At 44.6% G+C, this 17807-nt stretch carries 17 protein-coding genes; 3 read left to right on the forward strand and 14 right to left on the reverse strand.

Annotated features, from left to right (window positions below; translation table 11 throughout):
• Positions 1 to 52: 52 nt before the first annotated feature.
• Both IWT5_RS07945 and IWT5_RS07950 read right to left on the reverse strand, forming a co-directional pair.
• Positions 53 to 919, reverse strand: a complete 867-nt coding sequence (locus tag IWT5_RS07945; protein ID WP_089109430.1) for a DegV family protein — start codon at positions 917 to 919, stop codon at positions 53 to 55.
• Positions 920 to 1059: 140 nt separating this feature from the next.
• Positions 1060 to 1500, reverse strand: coding sequence for a MarR family winged helix-turn-helix transcriptional regulator (locus IWT5_RS07950; protein WP_089109431.1), 441 nt, complete (start codon positions 1498 to 1500; stop codon positions 1060 to 1062).
• Between the two features lie 161 nt (positions 1501 to 1661).
• Here IWT5_RS07950 and IWT5_RS07955 point away from each other — a divergent pair, with 161 nt between their 5' ends.
• Entirely contained in the window at positions 1662 to 3377 is a 1716-nt protein-coding gene (locus IWT5_RS07955; RefSeq protein WP_089109432.1) for an NFACT RNA binding domain-containing protein, read from the forward strand.
• Positions 3378 to 3612: 235 nt separating this feature from the next.
• Here the strand turns inward: IWT5_RS07955 and IWT5_RS07960 are convergent, their stop codons facing one another.
• The 7 genes from IWT5_RS07960 to IWT5_RS07990 all read right to left on the reverse strand — a co-directional run bounded on the left by IWT5_RS07960 (position 3613) and on the right by IWT5_RS07990 (position 11448).
• Positions 3613 to 6117 (reverse strand): carbamoyl phosphate synthase preATP-grasp domain-containing protein, encoded by a 2505-nt coding sequence (locus IWT5_RS07960; protein ID WP_089109433.1) that lies wholly within the window; start codon positions 6115 to 6117, stop codon positions 3613 to 3615.
• Between the two features lie 4 nt (positions 6118 to 6121).
• Positions 6122 to 7192, reverse strand: a complete 1071-nt coding sequence (locus tag IWT5_RS07965; RefSeq protein ID WP_089109434.1) for a carbamoyl phosphate synthase small subunit — start codon at positions 7190 to 7192, stop codon at positions 6122 to 6124.
• A 28-nt stretch (positions 7193 to 7220) separates the two neighbouring features.
• Complete coding sequence (gene pyrR, locus IWT5_RS07970; protein ID WP_089109435.1) at positions 7221 to 7757, reverse strand: bifunctional pyr operon transcriptional regulator/uracil phosphoribosyltransferase PyrR; 537 nt, start codon at positions 7755 to 7757, stop codon at positions 7221 to 7223.
• 87 nt (positions 7758 to 7844) lie between these two features.
• Positions 7845 to 8762 carry an RluA family pseudouridine synthase gene (locus IWT5_RS07975; RefSeq protein ID WP_089109436.1) on the reverse strand — a complete coding sequence of 306 codons (918 nt, stop codon included), beginning with the start codon at positions 8760 to 8762 and terminating at the stop codon, positions 7845 to 7847.
• Entirely contained in the window at positions 8755 to 9219 is a 465-nt protein-coding gene (gene lspA, locus IWT5_RS07980; RefSeq protein WP_089109437.1) for a signal peptidase II, read from the reverse strand. The genes IWT5_RS07975 and lspA overlap by 8 nt, the downstream gene beginning before the upstream one ends.
• A 112-nt stretch (positions 9220 to 9331) precedes the next feature.
• On the reverse strand, positions 9332 to 10990 hold the full coding sequence (locus IWT5_RS07985; RefSeq protein ID WP_089109438.1) for a formate--tetrahydrofolate ligase: 1659 nt from the start codon (positions 10988 to 10990) through the stop codon (positions 9332 to 9334).
• A gap of 17 nt (positions 10991 to 11007) precedes the next feature.
• Positions 11008 to 11448: an EbsA family protein gene (locus IWT5_RS07990; RefSeq protein ID WP_089109439.1), complete on the reverse strand. Its 441-nt coding sequence runs from the start codon at positions 11446 to 11448 to the stop codon at positions 11008 to 11010.
• On the opposite strand from IWT5_RS07990, the gene IWT5_RS07995 reads away from it, so the two are divergent.
• Positions 11447 to 11845 carry a ribonuclease HI family protein gene (locus IWT5_RS07995; protein ID WP_089109440.1) on the forward strand — a complete coding sequence of 133 codons (399 nt, stop codon included), beginning with the start codon at positions 11447 to 11449 and terminating at the stop codon, positions 11843 to 11845. The two genes, IWT5_RS07990 and IWT5_RS07995, sit on opposite strands and share 2 nt — an antisense overlap.
• Here the strand turns inward: IWT5_RS07995 and IWT5_RS08000 are convergent.
• Positions 11842 to 12954 (reverse strand): NAD(P)/FAD-dependent oxidoreductase, encoded by a 1113-nt coding sequence (locus IWT5_RS08000; protein WP_089109441.1) that lies wholly within the window; start codon positions 12952 to 12954, stop codon positions 11842 to 11844. The genes IWT5_RS07995 and IWT5_RS08000 overlap by 4 nt on opposite strands.
• A 180-nt stretch (positions 12955 to 13134) precedes the next feature.
• Positions 13135 to 13737: a nitroreductase family protein gene (locus tag IWT5_RS08005; protein WP_089109442.1), complete on the reverse strand. Its 603-nt coding sequence runs from the start codon at positions 13735 to 13737 to the stop codon at positions 13135 to 13137.
• A gap of 176 nt (positions 13738 to 13913) precedes the next feature.
• Between IWT5_RS08005 and IWT5_RS08010 the strand changes: the two genes are divergently transcribed.
• Positions 13914 to 14582: a CPBP family intramembrane glutamic endopeptidase gene (locus IWT5_RS08010; protein WP_089109443.1), complete on the forward strand. Its 669-nt coding sequence runs from the start codon at positions 13914 to 13916 to the stop codon at positions 14580 to 14582.
• On the opposite strand, the gene IWT5_RS08015 is transcribed toward IWT5_RS08010, so the two are convergent.
• The 3 genes from IWT5_RS08015 to IWT5_RS08025 form a co-directional block, all read right to left on the reverse strand.
• A complete protein-coding gene (locus IWT5_RS08015) occupies positions 14556 to 15038 on the reverse strand; it encodes an 8-oxo-dGTP diphosphatase (protein ID WP_089109444.1) in 483 nt (160 codons plus the stop codon). The genes IWT5_RS08010 and IWT5_RS08015 overlap by 27 nt on opposite strands.
• Positions 15039 to 15083: 45 nt before the next feature.
• A complete protein-coding gene (locus tag IWT5_RS08020) occupies positions 15084 to 16397 on the reverse strand; it encodes an ammonium transporter (protein ID WP_089109445.1) in 1314 nt (437 codons plus the stop codon).
• Positions 16398 to 16660: 263 nt separating this feature from the next.
• Positions 16661 to 17797, reverse strand: a complete 1137-nt coding sequence (locus IWT5_RS08025; RefSeq protein WP_089109446.1) for a THUMP domain-containing class I SAM-dependent RNA methyltransferase — start codon at positions 17795 to 17797, stop codon at positions 16661 to 16663.
• Positions 17798 to 17807: the final 10 nt, after the last annotated feature.

Below are 17807 nucleotides of genomic sequence, written 5' to 3' on the forward strand. Positions count from 1 at the left end.
AAGTCGCATAATGAGCGACTCCCTAAGAATAAATCGAATGATAATAGCAAGATTAAGCTTTATCCGTATCCATCAGCCAAGCTAAAGCCAGGGATTTTTCCCCTAAATGAGTGCCAATCACTGGCCCAAAGTAGCTGCGTTCGATAGGAATTTCTGGAAATTTATTTTTAATTTGTTTCTGCCAGTTATCGCCGCCCTCGGGATCATTACCATCAATGATAATGGCACGAATGGGATAATCCGCAGCTGCCACTGCTTCAGCAAACAAATCTTCAACCCGCAGCAACGCTTTTTTGCGTGAGCGAACTTTTTCAAAAGCCACGATTTCGTGACTCTCATCATCAAAGGTCAAGAGTGGCTTGATTTTAAGCAAACTACCAACAAAGCCTGATGCGTTTGACAACCGACCACCGCGCACAAGGTTTTGAAGATCATCTACCACGAAAATTTCATCGATCGTAGCCCGAACAGCGTCCAAGCGAGAGATGATTTCGTCCACAGACTTACCGGCTGCAGCTAATTTTGACGCCTCAATCGCTAAATAACCCATCAACTTCACGGTGATTTGTGAATCGTAAACAACCACGTGAGTGTTGGTCAAGTTCTCGTTAACTTGTTTCAGTGAGTTGACGAAACCGGAGATTGTGCTGGCTAAGTGAATGCTAATGATCGTGTCATAGCCTTCGTCACCTAGCTGCTGGTATAACTGAATCATTTCACCCAACGGTGGTTGAGAGGTACTTGGAAATGATTTAGATGATCGCAATTTATCCCAAAATTCCTCGGTGCTGATATCCACACCTTCGTTATAGGAACGGCCGTCAATGATCACTGGGATCGGAACGACGTGAATCTGGTAGCGCTCAATGTCTTCTTTTGACAAATAGCTGGTACTATCAGTGACGACAGCTATTTTCATTGTAAACACCCGTTTCTTTTTTCGATTTTACTTACCTATTGTTTAAGTCTGGGATTAATTGTAACGAATACCCGCCGTTAAAGCAAGCGTCAACAAAAACGTAACGATTGTTTAAGAATTCTAGCAATCGTTACGCTTCGTTAATGAGTTGTTTCGTTTAAAAGACTATCTGCCCGATCAATACTTCGGCTCAGCCGATTCAACATGATCTTCATCATCTGCTGTTCATCTTCAGGCCAATAATGAAAAACAGCGTCGATCAACGCATCATAATCCGCGTTGATGTGTTGTAGGGTCTCCTGGCCAGTGGCGGTCAATGCATATTCCAATTGACGGCGATCTTTACCAACTGCCGTTTTGGAGACCAATTCCTTGCTGCTGAGACTTTTTAACTGCCGGCTTAAAGTCGAAGTATCGAGCTGCAGGGCTTCAGCCATTGCATCTTGTGTGATGACCTGGTTTTGAATTTGACGTAAAAGCCGCCATTCAGCAATGGTCACGTGATAATGTTTTGTGAGTTTAGTCGTTTGTGTCTGCAATGATTTAGCGGCCAAACTTAAGTTATCTAAGATTCCCTCCAAGGCACGACGCCCCTTTCACTATGATTTACTTGTATTATACATCTTTTTGATTAAAATGCGGCTTAATTTACACTATAAATTACAGCCAATCTGCTTTACTAAGGTTATCAACACCGTTATACTAGTACCCGTGCGAAAATACGAACGAAGGAAGTGAGACCATGTCATTTGATGGTGCATTCACCCACGCAATGGTTGGCGAATTAAGCCGGCAGCTTGTTGGCGGCCGTGTCTCGAAGATTAACCAGCCATACAATAATGAGGTGATCTTAACTGTCCGGGCGAACCGCAAGAGTCTGCCATTATTGTTATCAGCAAACCCTACTTTTGCCCGAATTCAAATTACTGATATCCCCTATGTCAATCCAGTAACGCCCACCAAATTTACTATGATGATGCGTAAATACTTGAGTGGTGCAATTTTAACCGGTGTTAGTCAGACGGCTAATGACCGCGTGGTCCACTTAGACTTTACCAGTCGTAATGAACTGGGCGATCAAGTGACACTTCGGTTAATCATCGAAATTATGGCGCGTCACAGTAACGTGATTCTGATTGATCTTGCGTCGAGCACCATTTTGGATACGATTAAACACGTAGGCTCCGACCAGAACCGTTACCGAACATTGTTGCCAGGCGGCCATTACATTAATCCGCCGGCTCAGGACTTAATCAATCCGTTTGAAACGGCTGCCGCTCAAGCTGTGGTCGAATTAGTCCGCGATTACCCTAATGAAGATGTTTTGGCGCAGGAATTGCGGCATACGTATCAAGGACTGGGTCAGGATACAGCACTTGGTTTAGCTAAGGCTTTACACCAAACAGGTGAACCGGTTGCTAACTTTACCGCCTTCTTTAAACGCTTCGATCAGCCCGAACCAGTGTTAGTGACCAATGATAAGGGTAAAACGGGCTTTAATGCGTTCCCATATGGTCAAGAGCACGTCACCAGTAAAAGCTTTGATAGTTTAAGTGCCATGTTGGATTTTTACTACCAAGACCGCGCTGAACGTGATCGAGTCCAGCAGCAAGGCAGTACTTTGATCCATGTGGTTCGCAACGAGCTCAAAAAGAATCGGACAAAACTCAAGAAACTGCAGTCAACGCTGAAATCAGCAGACGACGCGGATGAGTACCGGGTCAAGGGTGAGTTATTGACGACGTATCTGGCGCAGGTGACTCGCGGGATGACCAGTATTACCCTGCCCAATTTCTATAACGATGAGAAACCTTTGAAGATTGCGCTGTCTAATCAAATCAGCCCTTCTCAAAACGCCCAAAAATACTTCAAAAAGTATAATAAACTAAAAGCCTCAGTGAGTTACGTCAACGACCAAATGGCCAAAACAAACGCTGAAATTGACTACTTGGATAACATCAGCTCACAGATTGAACTGGCTGCGCCCAAAGATCTTGCCGATATTAAGGCTGAATTACAGCAGGGTGGCTATTTGCGAGATCATGAGCACAACCAGCGCAGCGGTAAGAAGAAGCGTCGGCAGGTCTCCAAGCCAGAAATCTTCACTGCTAGTGACGGCACGACAATTGAAGTGGGTAAAAATAATTTGCAAAACGAAAAACTAACTTTGCACAGCGCCGCTAAGACCGATATCTGGCTGCACGTTAAGAACATGCCAGGTTCTCACGTGATTATTCACGATGCTGCGCCTTCTGACCAAACCTTATTGGAAGCTGCGACGATTGCGGCTTATTATTCTAAAGCTCGGCAATCTAGCTCAGTACCCGTTGATTACGTTCAAGTCAAAAAGATTCGTAAACCTAATGGAACCAAACCCGGTTATGTCATTTATGAGGGGCAAAAAACGTTGTTTGTGACACCTGATCGTGAATTTGTTGAAAAATTGAGTAATCATTAAAAGAGTGTGCAGAAAAACTCGGTAGATTCCAGAATTTAACTAAAATAGGCCTATCCCGGCGAACTTTGTCGGGGTAGGCCTATTTTGCGTTAAATGGCCGGAATCTGAGTTTTGACGCATGATTAGGCTATATTGAAGTATCGAACCAAAGGATGATCCTAACAATTTTTAATTAAAAAATTGATTGAAATATTTGTCCATATAGACTTATGGCACGACCCCTTTTGCTATTTCGCTAGAGTGTTTCAAAGCTAATTCTGGCACCCACTTCTTGAGTTGTCAGGCCTAATTGGTCTGGTAGTTGCAATTGTTTGAATGGGAAGGTGCCCCGAACTTGCGAGCGGCGATCAGAATGAATGTCGACATCCAACTGAGCAATTAAATCTTCATCGATTTCGCCCAATGCTTGCCGAACTAACATCCGTACCCAATTAATACCGGTGACCTTATTGAGGTAAGCAATGGTCGTTAGCCGAGTTGGCCGCACCCCCGTAAATTGAGGCGCTTGGTTACCATTAGTTGTATACAGCATTTGAACTAAACCAGTTCGTTTGTGTGCGCCAAGGTATTCTTGCGCATGTTTGATGATCGTATCTAATTGATGGTCAGTCAGCGTGGCTGGTGAACGCATCAAGGTAATTTGATCTAAAGTTGTTGCAATCCCCTGGTCTGAACGCAGATCACTGGCTAAAATTGGCACAATATGATCTTCAGTCACAAACAGATCAAGACCAATGTTAGCGTGATTCGTCATTAATTCACTTCGTTTTTCCTGATCAGGCGGTAAAACGGAAATTGAGTAGTTGCGACGGCGCAACTCACGAGTTAAGTAATGCCGGTTGCCCGGTACGAAAATTTTGACCGGATGTTCAATGGCAATCACATTCATAATGTCGCCAAGCTGCACGGGATCGATGATCTGCTTATCAGACAAAGTGGCCGTTAAAGAACCCGCGTTGGGATTGGTATTCATAATGACCGTCTGGTAACCAGATTTCCGTAATTGTTTCAGCATTTCAGTGGTGAAATAGTCAGCTGAAGCATTCGGTCCCAATTGGTTGCCGCCCCGCCCTAAAACGAGGATCGTTTTATCCGATAGTTGCTGACTTTCATTTTCAAGTTCAAAAGTACTGTAAAAAGCGGTTGGCGAGTTCAGCAACTCTCCACCTGAGGGTTCGATTCCCTTGTACGTTGGTAAAATGTGATGGTTGTGACCAAGGTTGCGGACCGTTTCAATATCAACACCCCACATCCTGGCGATCATGCCGTCACCGAAACCGTAATACCGGCCTATGTGTAACGTATCAACGTCCATTGGATGTGCTTTGACCGTTTCTTCAATTTTAAGAATGTGCTTTAATTTGACGAAGTAAAACTGATCGATTTTAGTCAACTCACTTAATTCGTCAACCTGATAGCCTCGCCTTAAGGCTTCCAATAGGACTAAGATTCTGCTAGACAGCGGATGAATCAGCTGTGAAATGATTTGTGAATCAGTTAGGTTGCTCATTGAAGGCAATTCATCTTGTGGACTAAACTGTGAAGAACGTAAAGCCTTTAAAATGGCTTCTTCCGTACTTCGCCCAATTCCAATCGTTGATCCTACCGATTTCATGATCGTGCCCAAATGCTGATCGGCGTTTTTGACGTCCTCAAAGGGCCAAATTGGAATTCTGATGACGACGTGATCTAAAGTTGGCTCCAGCAAAGCTGTCTGTTTAAAGTGGTAAATTTCAGGTAAGCGAACATCCGTTAATTTTTGGTTTAAGTATAAATTAGCAGCGACAAAGGCAATCGGATAACCAGTTGCACTGGCCACCAGTGATGTGCCGCGATCATTATACGGCGTGACTTTAGTCACATAGTAGCGGTTGTCATCAGCACGTAACGCAAAATGCGTATGCACCACGCCGGTAAATTGAAATTGATTATTGATCGCAAAAGCGGTGTCTCGAAGTGCTTCATACTCGCTGTTGCTTAGTGTCAGTGTGGGTGTGACCACCATGGAATCACCAGAGTGAATCCCAATGGGGTCAATGTTTTCTAGGCCAGCAATTAAGACTTGGGTTCCCATAACATCACGCATTGAGACCAACTCAATTTCTTTGTAGCCAACGATACTTTGTTCAATGACGCATTGTTTGAACCGTGACCAGCTAAAGCCCCGGGACACAGCGCTGATCATTTCAGTTTCGTTTTCGCACAGTACTCGGTTGGTGTCGATTCGTGGTGCAATTGGCTTCACAATGACGGGATAACCGATCCTGTTGGCGACGTTAATGGCTTCGTCTAAAGTACCGACTGTTTCAGAAGCAATCACGGGGACACCAACGTTACGCATGACGCCGTTAAGTCGGTCAGGATTATTAATATCCATCACTGCGTCAGCTGGAATGCCCAAAGTTCTGACGCTATTGTCAGCCAAAACGCCATTTTCCTGCAATTCTTGAACGACACTGATGGCGGTTACACCACCAACAGTAGGCAAGATAGCGTCTGGATGTTCCTTTTCAATGATTCGCTGCACGTTATCAGCAGTAACGGCTTGAATAAACATATTACTTGCCTGAACGTTTTCCAGAGCAGCCGAAAACGGATTATTGTCAATTAAAAGTGAGCGAATGCCCTGTTTTTTAAATGCCTGGATTACCTGAACACAGGCAGCGTCCAATTCGGTTTCATGACCAATTTCAGTTGGGCCACCACCGATTATGAGTATTTTTTTGATTTCAGTATCCATCTCGTCACTCCCGTGTGCCCATGATTTCTATAAATTCATCAAATAGGTCCACCGAATCGTTAGGACCTGGTGCACCATCGGGGAAAAATTGGACCGAAAACGCTGGGTAGTCTCGGTGCCGTAACCCCTGAATCGACCCGTCGATCAAATCCAGATAAGTGGTGATCAGACGGTCACGGTTAACGGAATCGGGGTCCACAACGTATTCTTGACTTTCCATGGCGTAAATGATCTCGTTTGTAATTACCTTTCGAATCGGGTGATTAGCACCATGGTGGGATAATTTCAGTTTGGTGACTTCAGAACCGTTAGCCAAGGCAAATAACTCATGACCAAGACCAATGGCAAATAGCGGAATCCGTTCCTGAATAGTCTGAATCATTTCCAGGACGCTTTCTGGTAAATCAAGCGGTGATCCAGGACCGGTTGATAACAAGACACCGTCCGGATCCAAGTTAATAATGTCTTGTGCACTGGCTGTCCAAGGCAAAACGGTTACGTTGCAGTCACGCTTAGACAATTGGCGCAGAATCCCGTGTTTGAGACCAAAATCAATGACAACCACGTTATATCCCTGGTTAGGGTTTGAATAAGGTCTCGGTGTCGCCACTTGTGCCACTTGCTGATTAGTCAGGACCGTTGCGTGTAGCTGATCAAACGCGTGGTCGTCTGCCACATCCACAATACTGCCCTTAATGGTCCCCGTTTGGTTAATTTGACGAATCAAATGCCGGGTATCGATGCCGCTGATACCTGGAATATTATGCTGCTTTAAAAATTGGTCCAGTGATAGCGACCGTTGCCGGTTTTTGGAAATGTCGGTGACGTCGCGGACAACCATTCCCTTTGCGGTCGGCAAAATGGATTCGTAAGCATCGTGAGCAATCCCAATGCTACCAACGATCGGTTGGGAAAAAACAATAATCTGATTGTGATAGATTTGGTTGGTCACGATCTCTTGATAGCCCAGCATACTGGTGTTAAAGACGATTTCGCCAGTGGTGGTTGCACCAGCACCAAAACCTTCGCCTGGGTATATCGAACCATCTTCCAATATTAAAAAGCGTTGTGCCATTTACATCATTCCAATCCTGATTACTGAACTATCGCTCGATGATTTCGACGCTATCATGACCGTCAATTTCACTCACGGATACCTTAATCCGTTCCTGTTGCGAACTAGGAATGTTTTTGCCAACAAAGTCGGCGCGGATTGGTAATTCACGGTGGCCCCGATCAACTAAGACGGCTAGGTTAATCTGTTTTGGCCGACCAAGATCCATAATGGCACTCATAGCAGCGCGAATCGTCCGGCCGGTGTACAGCACATCATCAACTAGGATCACTTTCTTATCAGTGACTGGAAAATCAATTTTTGAAACCGTCACCTTTGGATCAGAGTCTTGACTATCGTGTTCAATATCATCGCGATACTGAGTGACATCTAATTCACCTACCGGCACCGTTGCATTTTCTAGTTGTTTCAATCGGCTAGCAATACGCTGCGCCAGATATACGCCACGGGTTTTAATCCCAAGAATCACAAGGCCGTCGATCCCTTTATTGTGTTCAATAATTTCATAAGTAATTCGTGTCAATGCCCGCTGCATTGCCATCGCGTCTACAACTACTTTTGCCATAAGTGGCCTCCTATTTTGTAATCAATTTATCTCAAATAAATGCTATAACTTTACCATATGCTGGAATTTATCGACTTGCAAGCGATTTTATTTTAAACCCGGCGTTTGTTCTCTCAGCCGGTTGATCACCCGTTGAAAATCTTGCGGTAACGGTGCTTCGAACACCAGCTGCTTACCGGTGACGGGGTGTCTGAACCCCAATTTTTTTGCGTGAAGAAATTGACCCGAACCCGCAATGGTTTTTCGAGGACCATAAAGCGGATCACCGGCTAAAGGATGGCCGATTGATTTCATGTGTACCCGGATCTGGTGGGTTCGGCCCGTTTCCAGCCAGCAAGAGATCAATGTGTAATTTAAATAGCGCTCAAGGACTTTGTAATGGGTAACGGCATGCCTGCCATCAGCGACGATAGCCTGACGCTTGCGATCTTTGGGTGAACGGCCGATTGGCGCATCGATGACACCCTCATCTTGTTTGATAACACCATGAACCAAGGCAATGTACTCTCTGAGGTTCGTTTTATCTTTTAACTGCTGTGCCAGCGACTGGTGGGCATGATTATTTTTGGCCACCATGAGGAGACCAGAGGTATCTTTATCAATTCGGTGCACGATTCCAGGACGGTATGTGCCGTTGATGGTTGATAATGGTGAGTGGTAAAGCAACGCGTTGACTAGCGTATGGTCAGGATGCCCTGGTGAGGGGTGAACCACCATTCCTGCTGGCTTATTGACGACAATCACGTCATCGTCTTCATAAACAATATCTAACGGAATGTTTTCCGGTTCCAGGTCTAAGGCAACGGGATCCGGAATGGTGACTTCGATTTGATCGCCTGCTTGAACCTGATACTTCGGTTTCTCAACTTTAGCGTTGACCAATACCCGGTCTTCCTCGATAGCTTGTTTTAGCTGCGAGCGGCTTTCGTCCGGCATCATGTCGCTTAGAACCTTATCCAGCCGGCCGGTTTGATCCGTAATCTCTAACTGTTTTTTTCTAGACATGGGAGCCCTCCGATTTATCTTCCAGAAATAACACGATCATGATCCAGATAACACCGATGGTTAAACAGCTATCCGCAAAGTTAAAAATTGGGAAGTTAATAAAGTCCAGTTGGAACATGTCAACCACAAAACCGTTCACGATTCGATCGTAAAAATTACCCAGGGTGCCGGCAATCATAAAGGCTAGGCCAAACTCATACTGCCAGTTATGCCGATAGCGAATTAAAAACCAGCCCATCACAAGCAAAGCAGCTACTGAAATCACTAGAAAAAACCATTGTTGACCAGCTAACATACTCCATGCAGCACCGTCGTTTCGGATGTAAGTCAAAGAGAGAATGCCGGGGATTACCGTGTGCGACCCACCCAACGCAATCGTCGCCACCACCATGTGTTTAATCCACTGATCAATGAAAAATAATAAGATAATAAATGCTGTACTTAGCCCAATTAACAAGTTGGCAACTTCCTTTATTGTGTGATGTGTGTTCGCTTACTCAAGTAACTCCCATTATATCAAAAAAGCGGCCGATAAGCTTAATTCTTATCAATCCGCTTTGTTTAAACTTTTAGAAGAGTCCTGTAATTTTACCATCTGCATCAATATCCATGTTCAAGGCTGCTGGATGTTTAGGTAACCCCGGCATCGTTAAAACGTTACCCGTCATTGCGACGAGGAACCCGGCACCTAATTTAGGCACAAACTCGCGAACGTGAATCGTAAAACCAGTTGGTGCACCAAGTGATTTGGCGTTATCTGACAATGAATACTGCGTTTTAGCCATGCAGACGGGCAATTTATCCCAGCCATATTTAGCGTAGCGCTTTAACTGACGTTTGGCCTTTGGTTCAAGGATCACGTCTTGTCCACCATAAATTTTCTTAACGATGGTCGTCATTTTGCTGACCACGTCATCATCTGACTGATAGAGCGGCTTGAAAGTGCTTGACTGGTTAGTTGCATCAACCACGGCGTCTGCAAGATCCAGTGCCCCGCCACCGCCATTTGCCCAGACCGTTGTGTCATAGGCCGGTACATGAAGTTCGGCTTTAATGTAGCCTAATAATTGATTGATCTCAGCGTCTGTATCTGAGGTGAACCGGTTCACGGCAACGACTACCGGCACGCCATACTGCTGCATGCTTTCCACGTGCCGTTTCAAATTCACTGAACCAGCCGCTAAAGCTTCTAGATTTTCAGTTTCCAACTCGTTTTTATCAACACCACCGTTATACTTTAAAGCTCGGACAGTGGCAACAATCACGACTGCATCCGGTGTTTTACCTAAAACAGGGGTCTTGATGTCCATGAACTTTTCGCCACCGAGATCAGCACCAAAACCGGCTTCTGTGACCACGTAATCGGCTAACTTGAGTGCAGTTTGAGTTGCTAAAACGGAGTTGCAGCCGTGCGCAATGTTGGCAAATGGGCCACCGTGAATAATCGCCGGCGTGCGTTCCAAAGTTTGAACTAGATTAGGCTTGATGGCATCTTTCAACAGTAAAGTAATGGCGCCACCAACCTTTAAGTCAGCCACTGTAACGGGCTGTTTATCGTAATTATAGCCAATGACGATTCGGTTAATTCGGGCCTTCAAGTCAGCCAAGTCCTTGCTGAGGCAAAGAATAGCCATTAATTCACTGGCAACGGTGATATCAAAACCATCTTGACGCGGAACGCCTGAGGTGCGACCACCAAGGCCAATCACCGTTTGCCGCAACGCACGGTCGTTAATGTCTAATACTCGTTTCCAGATAATCTGACGCGGATCGATGTTTAACTCATTGCCCTGTTGAATATGATTATCGATCAGTGCTGCTAACGTGTCATGAGCCTCGGTCAAGGCGTGCATGTCACCCGTAAAGTGGAGGTTGATATCTTCCATTGGGACGACTTGAGCGTAACCGCCACCGGTAGCGCCGCCTTTCATCCCCATGACGGGGCCTAAAGATGGCTCTCTTAAAGCGATAGCGACTTTTTTACCCTGCCGTTTTAGAGCATCTCCTAAGCCAACCGTGACCGTTGATTTACCTTCTCCTGCTGGCGTCGGGTTGATCGACGTGACTAAAATGAGCTTAGAATGGTCAATATTGCCCTTAACGGGTAGCTTGATTTTTGCTTTTACCGCGCCGTAAGGTTCAATCTGATCAGCAGAAAGACCAAGCTTTGCAGCGATTTCGGTAATTGGCGCCTCTTTAGCAGCTTGTGAAATCTCAATATCGTTCAATATTAACAGCCTCCAATTTATTTAACCGGTTCTTTTTTGGTTTCACCAATGATATTACTCAGTTCGATGATTGAATTCAATGGCATTATAAATTGATAAATTTTGCCACCGTAAATAAAGCCCAAGCGGTATTTTGAAACATGGACTTCATGAACATCCTTGAGCCGAATGTGAACCCAATGATGATTCATGACCCGACTGACTCGAATCGTGCCATTATCAAGATAAACGTGGCGAAAGTGAACCTGCGCCCAAGTTAAGACTAGGAAGATAATGCCGAGGAGATAGGCAATCCATTGCCACTTGGCCGAAACTTCTAAGCCGATAATCAGGCCTAGAAAGAGAATGCAAAACGTCCAGCTCCATAAAATAATACTGCTTAACGGTGCTGGCTGATATAAAAATTTTCGTTTTTGATTTATGATAGAAATACCCCATTTCGAAAGGCTTGATTCCATGTATACCTTATACACAGATGCAGCAACGAATAACGATACGCAGCATAGTGCCGCTGGGATTCTGATTGTTCACGCTGGAAAACAGCAACAGCTGCATGCTAGTCTGCCCGATAGTGATAATCATTACGCAGAATTTCACGCCGCCCTGGCAGGCTTCGACGCGCTGCTGAAACTTCTCAACGGAGCAGCCAAGACCATTACCGTTCAATACTTTACTGACTCCAAAATTGTAGCCGAAAGTGTCGAAAAGCGTTACGCCAAACATTATCAAGCGTTAGTCGATCAATTACTAGCTAAACAGGCCGAATTTAATTTGGTCATCACCCAATGGCTGCCTGAAAAGCAGAACCAGGGCGCCCACAACCTTGCTCAGCAGGCATTGCATGAAAACGACTAGCTAAAGTAGTTAGTGAGCGGCTTTTCGTAATTTGACCAGTCTGGCGTGCCACCGTAAATGATTGTACCAGCTAACAGCCGGCCGATTAACGGCCCAGTCGTTAATCCAGAAGCACCCAAGCCACCGGCAACCAATAGTTTAGGATGGCCCTTTAAGCGACCAAAGAAGGGAGCAAAGTCTGGCGTGTAAGCACGGGTGCCAACCTTAGTCCTGGTGATATCGCCCTCAGTCAGATAATCAGCGAACTGGCGGGCACTATTCAGTAAATCTTGAGTGGCCGCCGGCGTTGCGGTTAAATTAAAGCCGGCTTCATCATCATGCGTTGCGCCAACGATCAATTTACCGTGTCCAAACGGAATGAAATCCCGTTCGCCTTCCGGCATGAGGACGGGCATGTTTTCCTGTGAGCCATAATCAGGTACAGCTAATTCAATCAGCTGCCCTTTTTGTGGACGGACGGCCACTTTGATGCCAAGCGGTTCAACGAGTTCGTTTAACCATGGCCCTGCCGCAATGATGATTTCATCAAAGCGCTGCTGACCGGTTGCGGTGATGAGATTGCCCTGATTATCAAGGCTGACTTTTCCACGTTTAACCGTTAAGTTAACCTGCTGGGCTTGATCGAGCAGGGTCGTCACAAGGGCTTCACCATCGATCCTAGCACCACCACTAATGTAAATACCGGGTTGCGGGTTAGTCAGCAATGGAATCCGTTCCTTTACTTCAGCTGCAGTTAATCGTTCAACAGTCCCCATATCTGGCGCGTCTTGGCGTCTTTCCTGAGCTAAAATAAACAGGTCATGAAGATCCTTTTCATTTGTTCGAGTGATGATGGTCCCCGTTTGATGATAAATGTCAGTTGAAAGGTTCGCGCGGCGAGCCAGCGTCATTAGCGTGGTTGCACCGTCTTTAGCGAGCTGATACCACTGTTGATTACGTCTTTTTGATAACCACGGTGAAATGATTCCTGCGGCTGCTTTGGTTGCTTGACCAGCACCAGCGTCAAACAACGTGACGTTGAACTGATCGCCACCAGGCAGACTGCTTAAATAATAAGCAGCACTTGCACCAACAATGCCACCACCAATGATTGCAATTTTTTTGTTCATTATGATTGCCACACCCCTGAAATCAATTTTACTTCTATAGCGTAATTCTAGCATACTATCGTTTTCAATATTAACCTAGAATTTTTTGAAAAGTTATGAAAACATTTAATTTGGACTAAATTAGTTTAAAAGCCAAAAAAATTCCCTTACATTTTTGTAAGGGAATTTTTTTCATTAGTTTTACTTTAGAACCTTAAAGCGGTCTTCATCAGCCATGAATTGCTTCTCGCCAGCTGGTGCTTCAATTGAACCAAAGTCCATTTCAGCACGAAGTTTCCAGCTTTCAGGAATATCAAAAGCTTTTCTAACTTCGTCATCGATCAGTGGGTTGTAATGTTGTAAGTTAGCGCCCAAACCGTTTTCTGCTAACGCAGTCCAAACGGCAAATTGTGCAATCCCCTGACCTTGTTCGGCCCAGTCAGCAAAGTTGTCAGCGTATAGGGCAAAGTTGTTTTCTGAATCATGAACAACGTCCATATCAGTAAAGAACATGACCGTACCGAATGCTGATTTGAAAGCGTTGATTTTTTGTAAAGTCCGTTGGTAAGCTTCTTCAGTTGGAACTTCTGACTTCAATCGTTTGCCAACGATGTCCCAGAGTTTTTCGTGGTTTTCGCCAAACAGAATAACAGCACGAGTAGACTGGTTGTTGAAAGTGGTTGGTACCCATTTAATCGTTTGCGTGATCAACGTTGCAATGTCGTCTTCACTAACGGTAACGTTACGACCTAAAGCGTAGATTGAGCGGCGTTGTTTTGCTAAATTTAGTAATTGTTCTTTCATGTGATTGAAATCCTCCAATATGTGTCAGTCATTTATTTAATAGACTCAGTATAACAGCTTACTTTTTGTAAGTAAAGGATAATGTCGTTTTTTATTTTTTTAACTGGCCTCGATTTGTCCTCAATCACACCACATGCTAAACTGAAAACACTGAATAATACAAAGGACGTGACTTTATGCTTCATCAGCGAGCTGGTCGTCAACTGCTCAGTCAGTACGGCTACTTTTTTGTTTTATGGTTTGTCATACAAGTGTTTATTAACGTACCAATTATCAATTTAACGAGTGGCTGGACTGAAGAATTACTAACAGATGCTGTCAAAATTGTGATCTGGCTGGGCATTGGTTTTTTCATGATCTTTCATACCCAAAAAGACCAGTTCATCATCAACCGGCCTTTTCACGTCAACTTAAACTTTAAACCACTGTATATCACACTTTTTGCAATCGTGGCTTACATGCTGGCTACCGCATTCATTCAGCGGCACAGCATCGGCATCGTTGCTACCTTTAAACCAACCCTGTTACTACAAGATTTTCTCATTGTAGGCATCTGTGAGGAAACCGTTTTTCGCGGTTATCTGCTAAACCGGCTGGCAAAAATCGTTGATTCTGAGCAAACGGCACTGGTCATTCAGGCCATTTTATTTGCGCTGATTCATTTACCCCGTTACCTGACGACTTATCCAGCGCTATCATTTCTGACGATCATGGGCCAACTAGTGACGGTTACCCTTCTTGGTTACTTATTCGGCTGGCTATTTCTCAAAAGCCGCTCTTTATGGCCAGGCATTATTGTTCACTCAGTTTGGGACTTATTAATCGTCCTTTTGATTGGCAGTTAAATGCAATTGCCCATTCATAGTTGATGAAACTGCTGATACGGTTGTTGGTTCCGTGAAAATGGCTAACATTTCCATGAAACTTTCAGCCGTATTTTTGGTGTTCAAATCTGCTAATGGTAACCAGAAAATACGTCCTTCGTCGCCTTGTTTGAGTGTTCCAGAAAAATGATTGGTGCGATATAGAAAACCGATTTTACGGTAACCAGCTTGCTGATCAAACCATTCCACACAGCCGCAAGCTTCAAGCTGACTAATGTGCAAACCAGTTTCTTCAAAGACTTCACGAATCATAGCATTGGCAACCGGTTCACCTGGTTCAACGTGACCGCCGGGAAACGTGTGGCCAAATTCCCAATCCACATCAGTCTTATCCTCAACCAGAACCTGCTTTGTATTTGAATCATAAACCATACACATATTGACTAATTCAACCTTCTGCGCGCGATTGATTCCCATATAACCACCTCATTTATCAGATGATTCCATTATAAGGGAATAACCTCATTCTCGTAAACGGGCAGTTTGGCCCTTAAATTCAGTTGCGTAAAGTTTCATATCACTTTGCGCTTTAGCGACATCATCGCTTAATTCCACCGTATAATCCGCTTCTTCACCGTGTTCGCCAATATCCAAACCCAATGCTTCTTCGTCAGCATCGACTCGCATTGGCATAAACAGTGCTAGGGCTTTTATGAGTACAACACACATGATGGCAACAAAGATAATGGTAATCGCTGTAGCGGTTAATTGAACGAGGAATAAATGAACACCGCCACCGTAGAGCCAGCCGTTTTCGGCAAGACTGCTGTTAACGGATTTTGTCGCAAACAGGCCGGTCGCAATGCTGCCCATAATCCCGCTGACACCATGACAGCCAAAGGCATCCAAAGCATCATCAACGCCAATTCGATCCTTTAAAACATTCACAAAAAAGTAGCTGCAGCAAGTGGCCGCTAAACCGATCCAAAATGAACCGGCAATGGTGACAAAGCCTGCTCCTGGCGTAATCCCAACCAAACCGCACAACGTTCCTGTGCAGACCCCAACCAACGTTGGCTTTCCCTTAATGAAAATGTCGAGGAACATCCAAGCAACCATGGCAGTGGCGGTAGCCACGGTAGTTGTGATCGTGGCTTGAACGGCAACCGTGTTAACGCCCAGTGCAGAACCAGCGTTGAAACCATACCAGCCGATCCATAGAATGGTGGTCCCTAGTAATACCCAAGGCAGGTTGTAGTGCGTGTGTGGTATATCGCCAAACTTAATTCGCTTACCCAGAAAAGCGGATAAAACAAAGGCTGTGACACCAGCGTTAATGTGAACCACTGTACCACCCGCAAAATCCACTGTGCCAAGCTTGGCTAGTATGCCGGTAGGACTCCAAACCATGTGCACCATTGGGTAATAAATGAAGATGGACCAAACAACTAAAAATGTCAGTAGAAATTTAAACCGAATCCGGCCAACCACGGCGCCAACAAACAGAGCCGGTGTGATAATAGCAAACATCATTTGAAATAACGAGTAAAGACTTGTAGGAATATGAGTACTGGTCAACGCATTTAAATTCAATCGACTCATAAACGGATGTGACCAACTGCCAAACACACCGCCATGATCACCAACAAATGACAAAGAATAGCCAATTAAAATCCACAGAATAATGGCGACGCCGGTCATTACGAATACCGACAGCATCGTATTGACAACGTTTCGTTTGGAGACCAAACCACCATAGAAGAAAGCCAATCCAGGTGTCATAAACAAAACCAGGATGCTGGACAGAACCATGAACGAGACGTTAGCAAGACTCATAGAATCACTTCTCTCTTAGAATATGTGATGAATTCTAACATGAATTTAATTGCCTTTCCAGCGGGATTTAGCTGATGTTAGGAAGTGAAATCTAATGGTTTACCAGTAAACGGTATGAGGGCAGGAAACATTAAAGATTAAATTTTTTTGATAATTTTCACCTGCATGTTAGATTTTAGAACATCAGGAGGGTAAAAAGGTTATTTTACGCAAAAAGCTGCTATTACCAATCAGTCTGATTGGTAGTAGCAGCTTTTCCAATATTAATGTTTTCGATGATTTGCCCAATACTGGAAATAATCCGTTCTTAAGGCACCGTTATACAGTTTACGGCGTTTAGTTGCTCTTTCACCGTAGAAAGTTTCAAACTCAAGGTCAGCAGTTAAAATGTACTTCGACCAAGTTGTCAGAGGCTTGAAAACCTGTCCCATTTGCTGGTATAACTTCCGAACGCTCTTTTGATCGCCCATTCGTTTACCATATGGTGGGTTAACAATAATCACGCCGTCTTCTTTATCAGTCTTAAAGTCTTTGACCGCAACCTGTTTAAAGGTGATGTCATGTAGCACACCCGCGCCGTTTGCGTTTAACTTAGCGATATCAATCATTGACCCATCGATATCACAACCAGTAATATCAACAACGTTGTCATTTTGCTTCGTCTTGGCTTCTTCCTTAAGTTCGTTTGAAATCTTAAGGTTATCAGGATGCCAATTCTCGCATGAAAAATGACGGTTGAACCCAGGCGCAATGTTACGTGCCATGAGGGCAGCTTCGATTGGTAAGGTACCAGAACCACACATTGGGTCAACAAACGGCATATCCGTATGCCAGTTGGTTAGCATGATCAGGGCAGCAGCGAAGTTTTCCTTTAGTGGTGCTTCACCCTTTTCTTGACGGTAGCCTCGTTTGAATAAACTATCACCCGTTGTATCCAGCGTCAGCATTGCTTCATCCTTGTTTAACGCGATTTCAAGCTTAAATTGCGCACCGGTTTCTGGAAAGCGCGTCTTCCGGTGGTAGGCTGCTGCCATTTGATTCACAATCGCTTTTTTAGTGACCGCTTGAATATCGGGGACACTAAACAGCTTAGAGTTTTTAGAGCGGCCGTCCACCGGAAATTTGGCGTCCATTGGTAACCATTGGTCCCAAGGCATCGCAGTTACGGTATCAAAAATATCGTCGAAGGTCGTCGCCTTGAACGTGTTTAACACAATTTTGATTCGGTCTGCCGATCGAAGCCAAATATTGGCTCGTAAAATGTCGGTCATATCTCCTTCAAAATAAATTCGTCCGTTATCAACGCGAACCTCATAGCCTAAATCGCGTAATTCTTGACCAGCTAATGCTTCTAGTCCGCTGGCGGTTGCTGCGTATAATTGAAATTTTTGTTCTGCCATGTTTTGCCTC

Source organism: Secundilactobacillus mixtipabuli, assembly GCF_002217925.1.
GTDB classification, from domain to species: domain Bacteria; phylum Bacillota; class Bacilli; order Lactobacillales; family Lactobacillaceae; genus Secundilactobacillus; species Secundilactobacillus mixtipabuli.

What these genes read in the sequence shown, in the direction of transcription:
- IWT5_RS07945 (WP_089109430.1), bottom strand. Translation starts at nt 919, where the DNA reads ATGAAAATAGCTGTCGTCACTGATAGTACCAGCTATTTGTCAAAAGAA.
- IWT5_RS07955 (WP_089109432.1), top strand. Translation starts at nt 1,662, where the DNA reads ATGTCATTTGATGGTGCATTCACCCACGCAATGGTTGGCGAATTAAGC.
- IWT5_RS07960 (WP_089109433.1), bottom strand. Translation starts at nt 6,117, where the DNA reads ATGGATACTGAAATCAAAAAAATACTCATAATCGGTGGTGGCCCAACT.
- IWT5_RS07965 (WP_089109434.1), bottom strand. Translation starts at nt 7,192, where the DNA reads ATGGCACAACGCTTTTTAATATTGGAAGATGGTTCGATATACCCAGGC.
- pyrR (WP_089109435.1), bottom strand. Translation starts at nt 7,757, where the DNA reads ATGGCAAAAGTAGTTGTAGACGCGATGGCAATGCAGCGGGCATTGACA.
- IWT5_RS07975 (WP_089109436.1), bottom strand. Translation starts at nt 8,762, where the DNA reads ATGTCTAGAAAAAAACAGTTAGAGATTACGGATCAAACCGGCCGGCTG.
- IWT5_RS07995 (WP_089109440.1), top strand. Translation starts at nt 11,447, where the DNA reads ATGTATACCTTATACACAGATGCAGCAACGAATAACGATACGCAGCAT.
- IWT5_RS07990 (WP_089109439.1), bottom strand. Translation starts at nt 11,448, where the DNA reads ATGGAATCAAGCCTTTCGAAATGGGGTATTTCTATCATAAATCAAAAA.
- IWT5_RS08000 (WP_089109441.1), bottom strand. Translation starts at nt 12,954, where the DNA reads ATGAACAAAAAAATTGCAATCATTGGTGGTGGCATTGTTGGTGCAAGT.
- IWT5_RS08005 (WP_089109442.1), bottom strand. Translation starts at nt 13,737, where the DNA reads ATGAAAGAACAATTACTAAATTTAGCAAAACAACGCCGCTCAATCTAC.
- IWT5_RS08010 (WP_089109443.1), top strand. Translation starts at nt 13,914, where the DNA reads ATGCTTCATCAGCGAGCTGGTCGTCAACTGCTCAGTCAGTACGGCTAC.
- IWT5_RS08015 (WP_089109444.1), bottom strand. Translation starts at nt 15,038, where the DNA reads ATGGGAATCAATCGCGCGCAGAAGGTTGAATTAGTCAATATGTGTATG.
- IWT5_RS08020 (WP_089109445.1), bottom strand. Translation starts at nt 16,397, where the DNA reads ATGAGTCTTGCTAACGTCTCGTTCATGGTTCTGTCCAGCATCCTGGTT.
- IWT5_RS08025 (WP_089109446.1), bottom strand. Translation starts at nt 17,797, where the DNA reads ATGGCAGAACAAAAATTTCAATTATACGCAGCAACCGCCAGCGGACTA.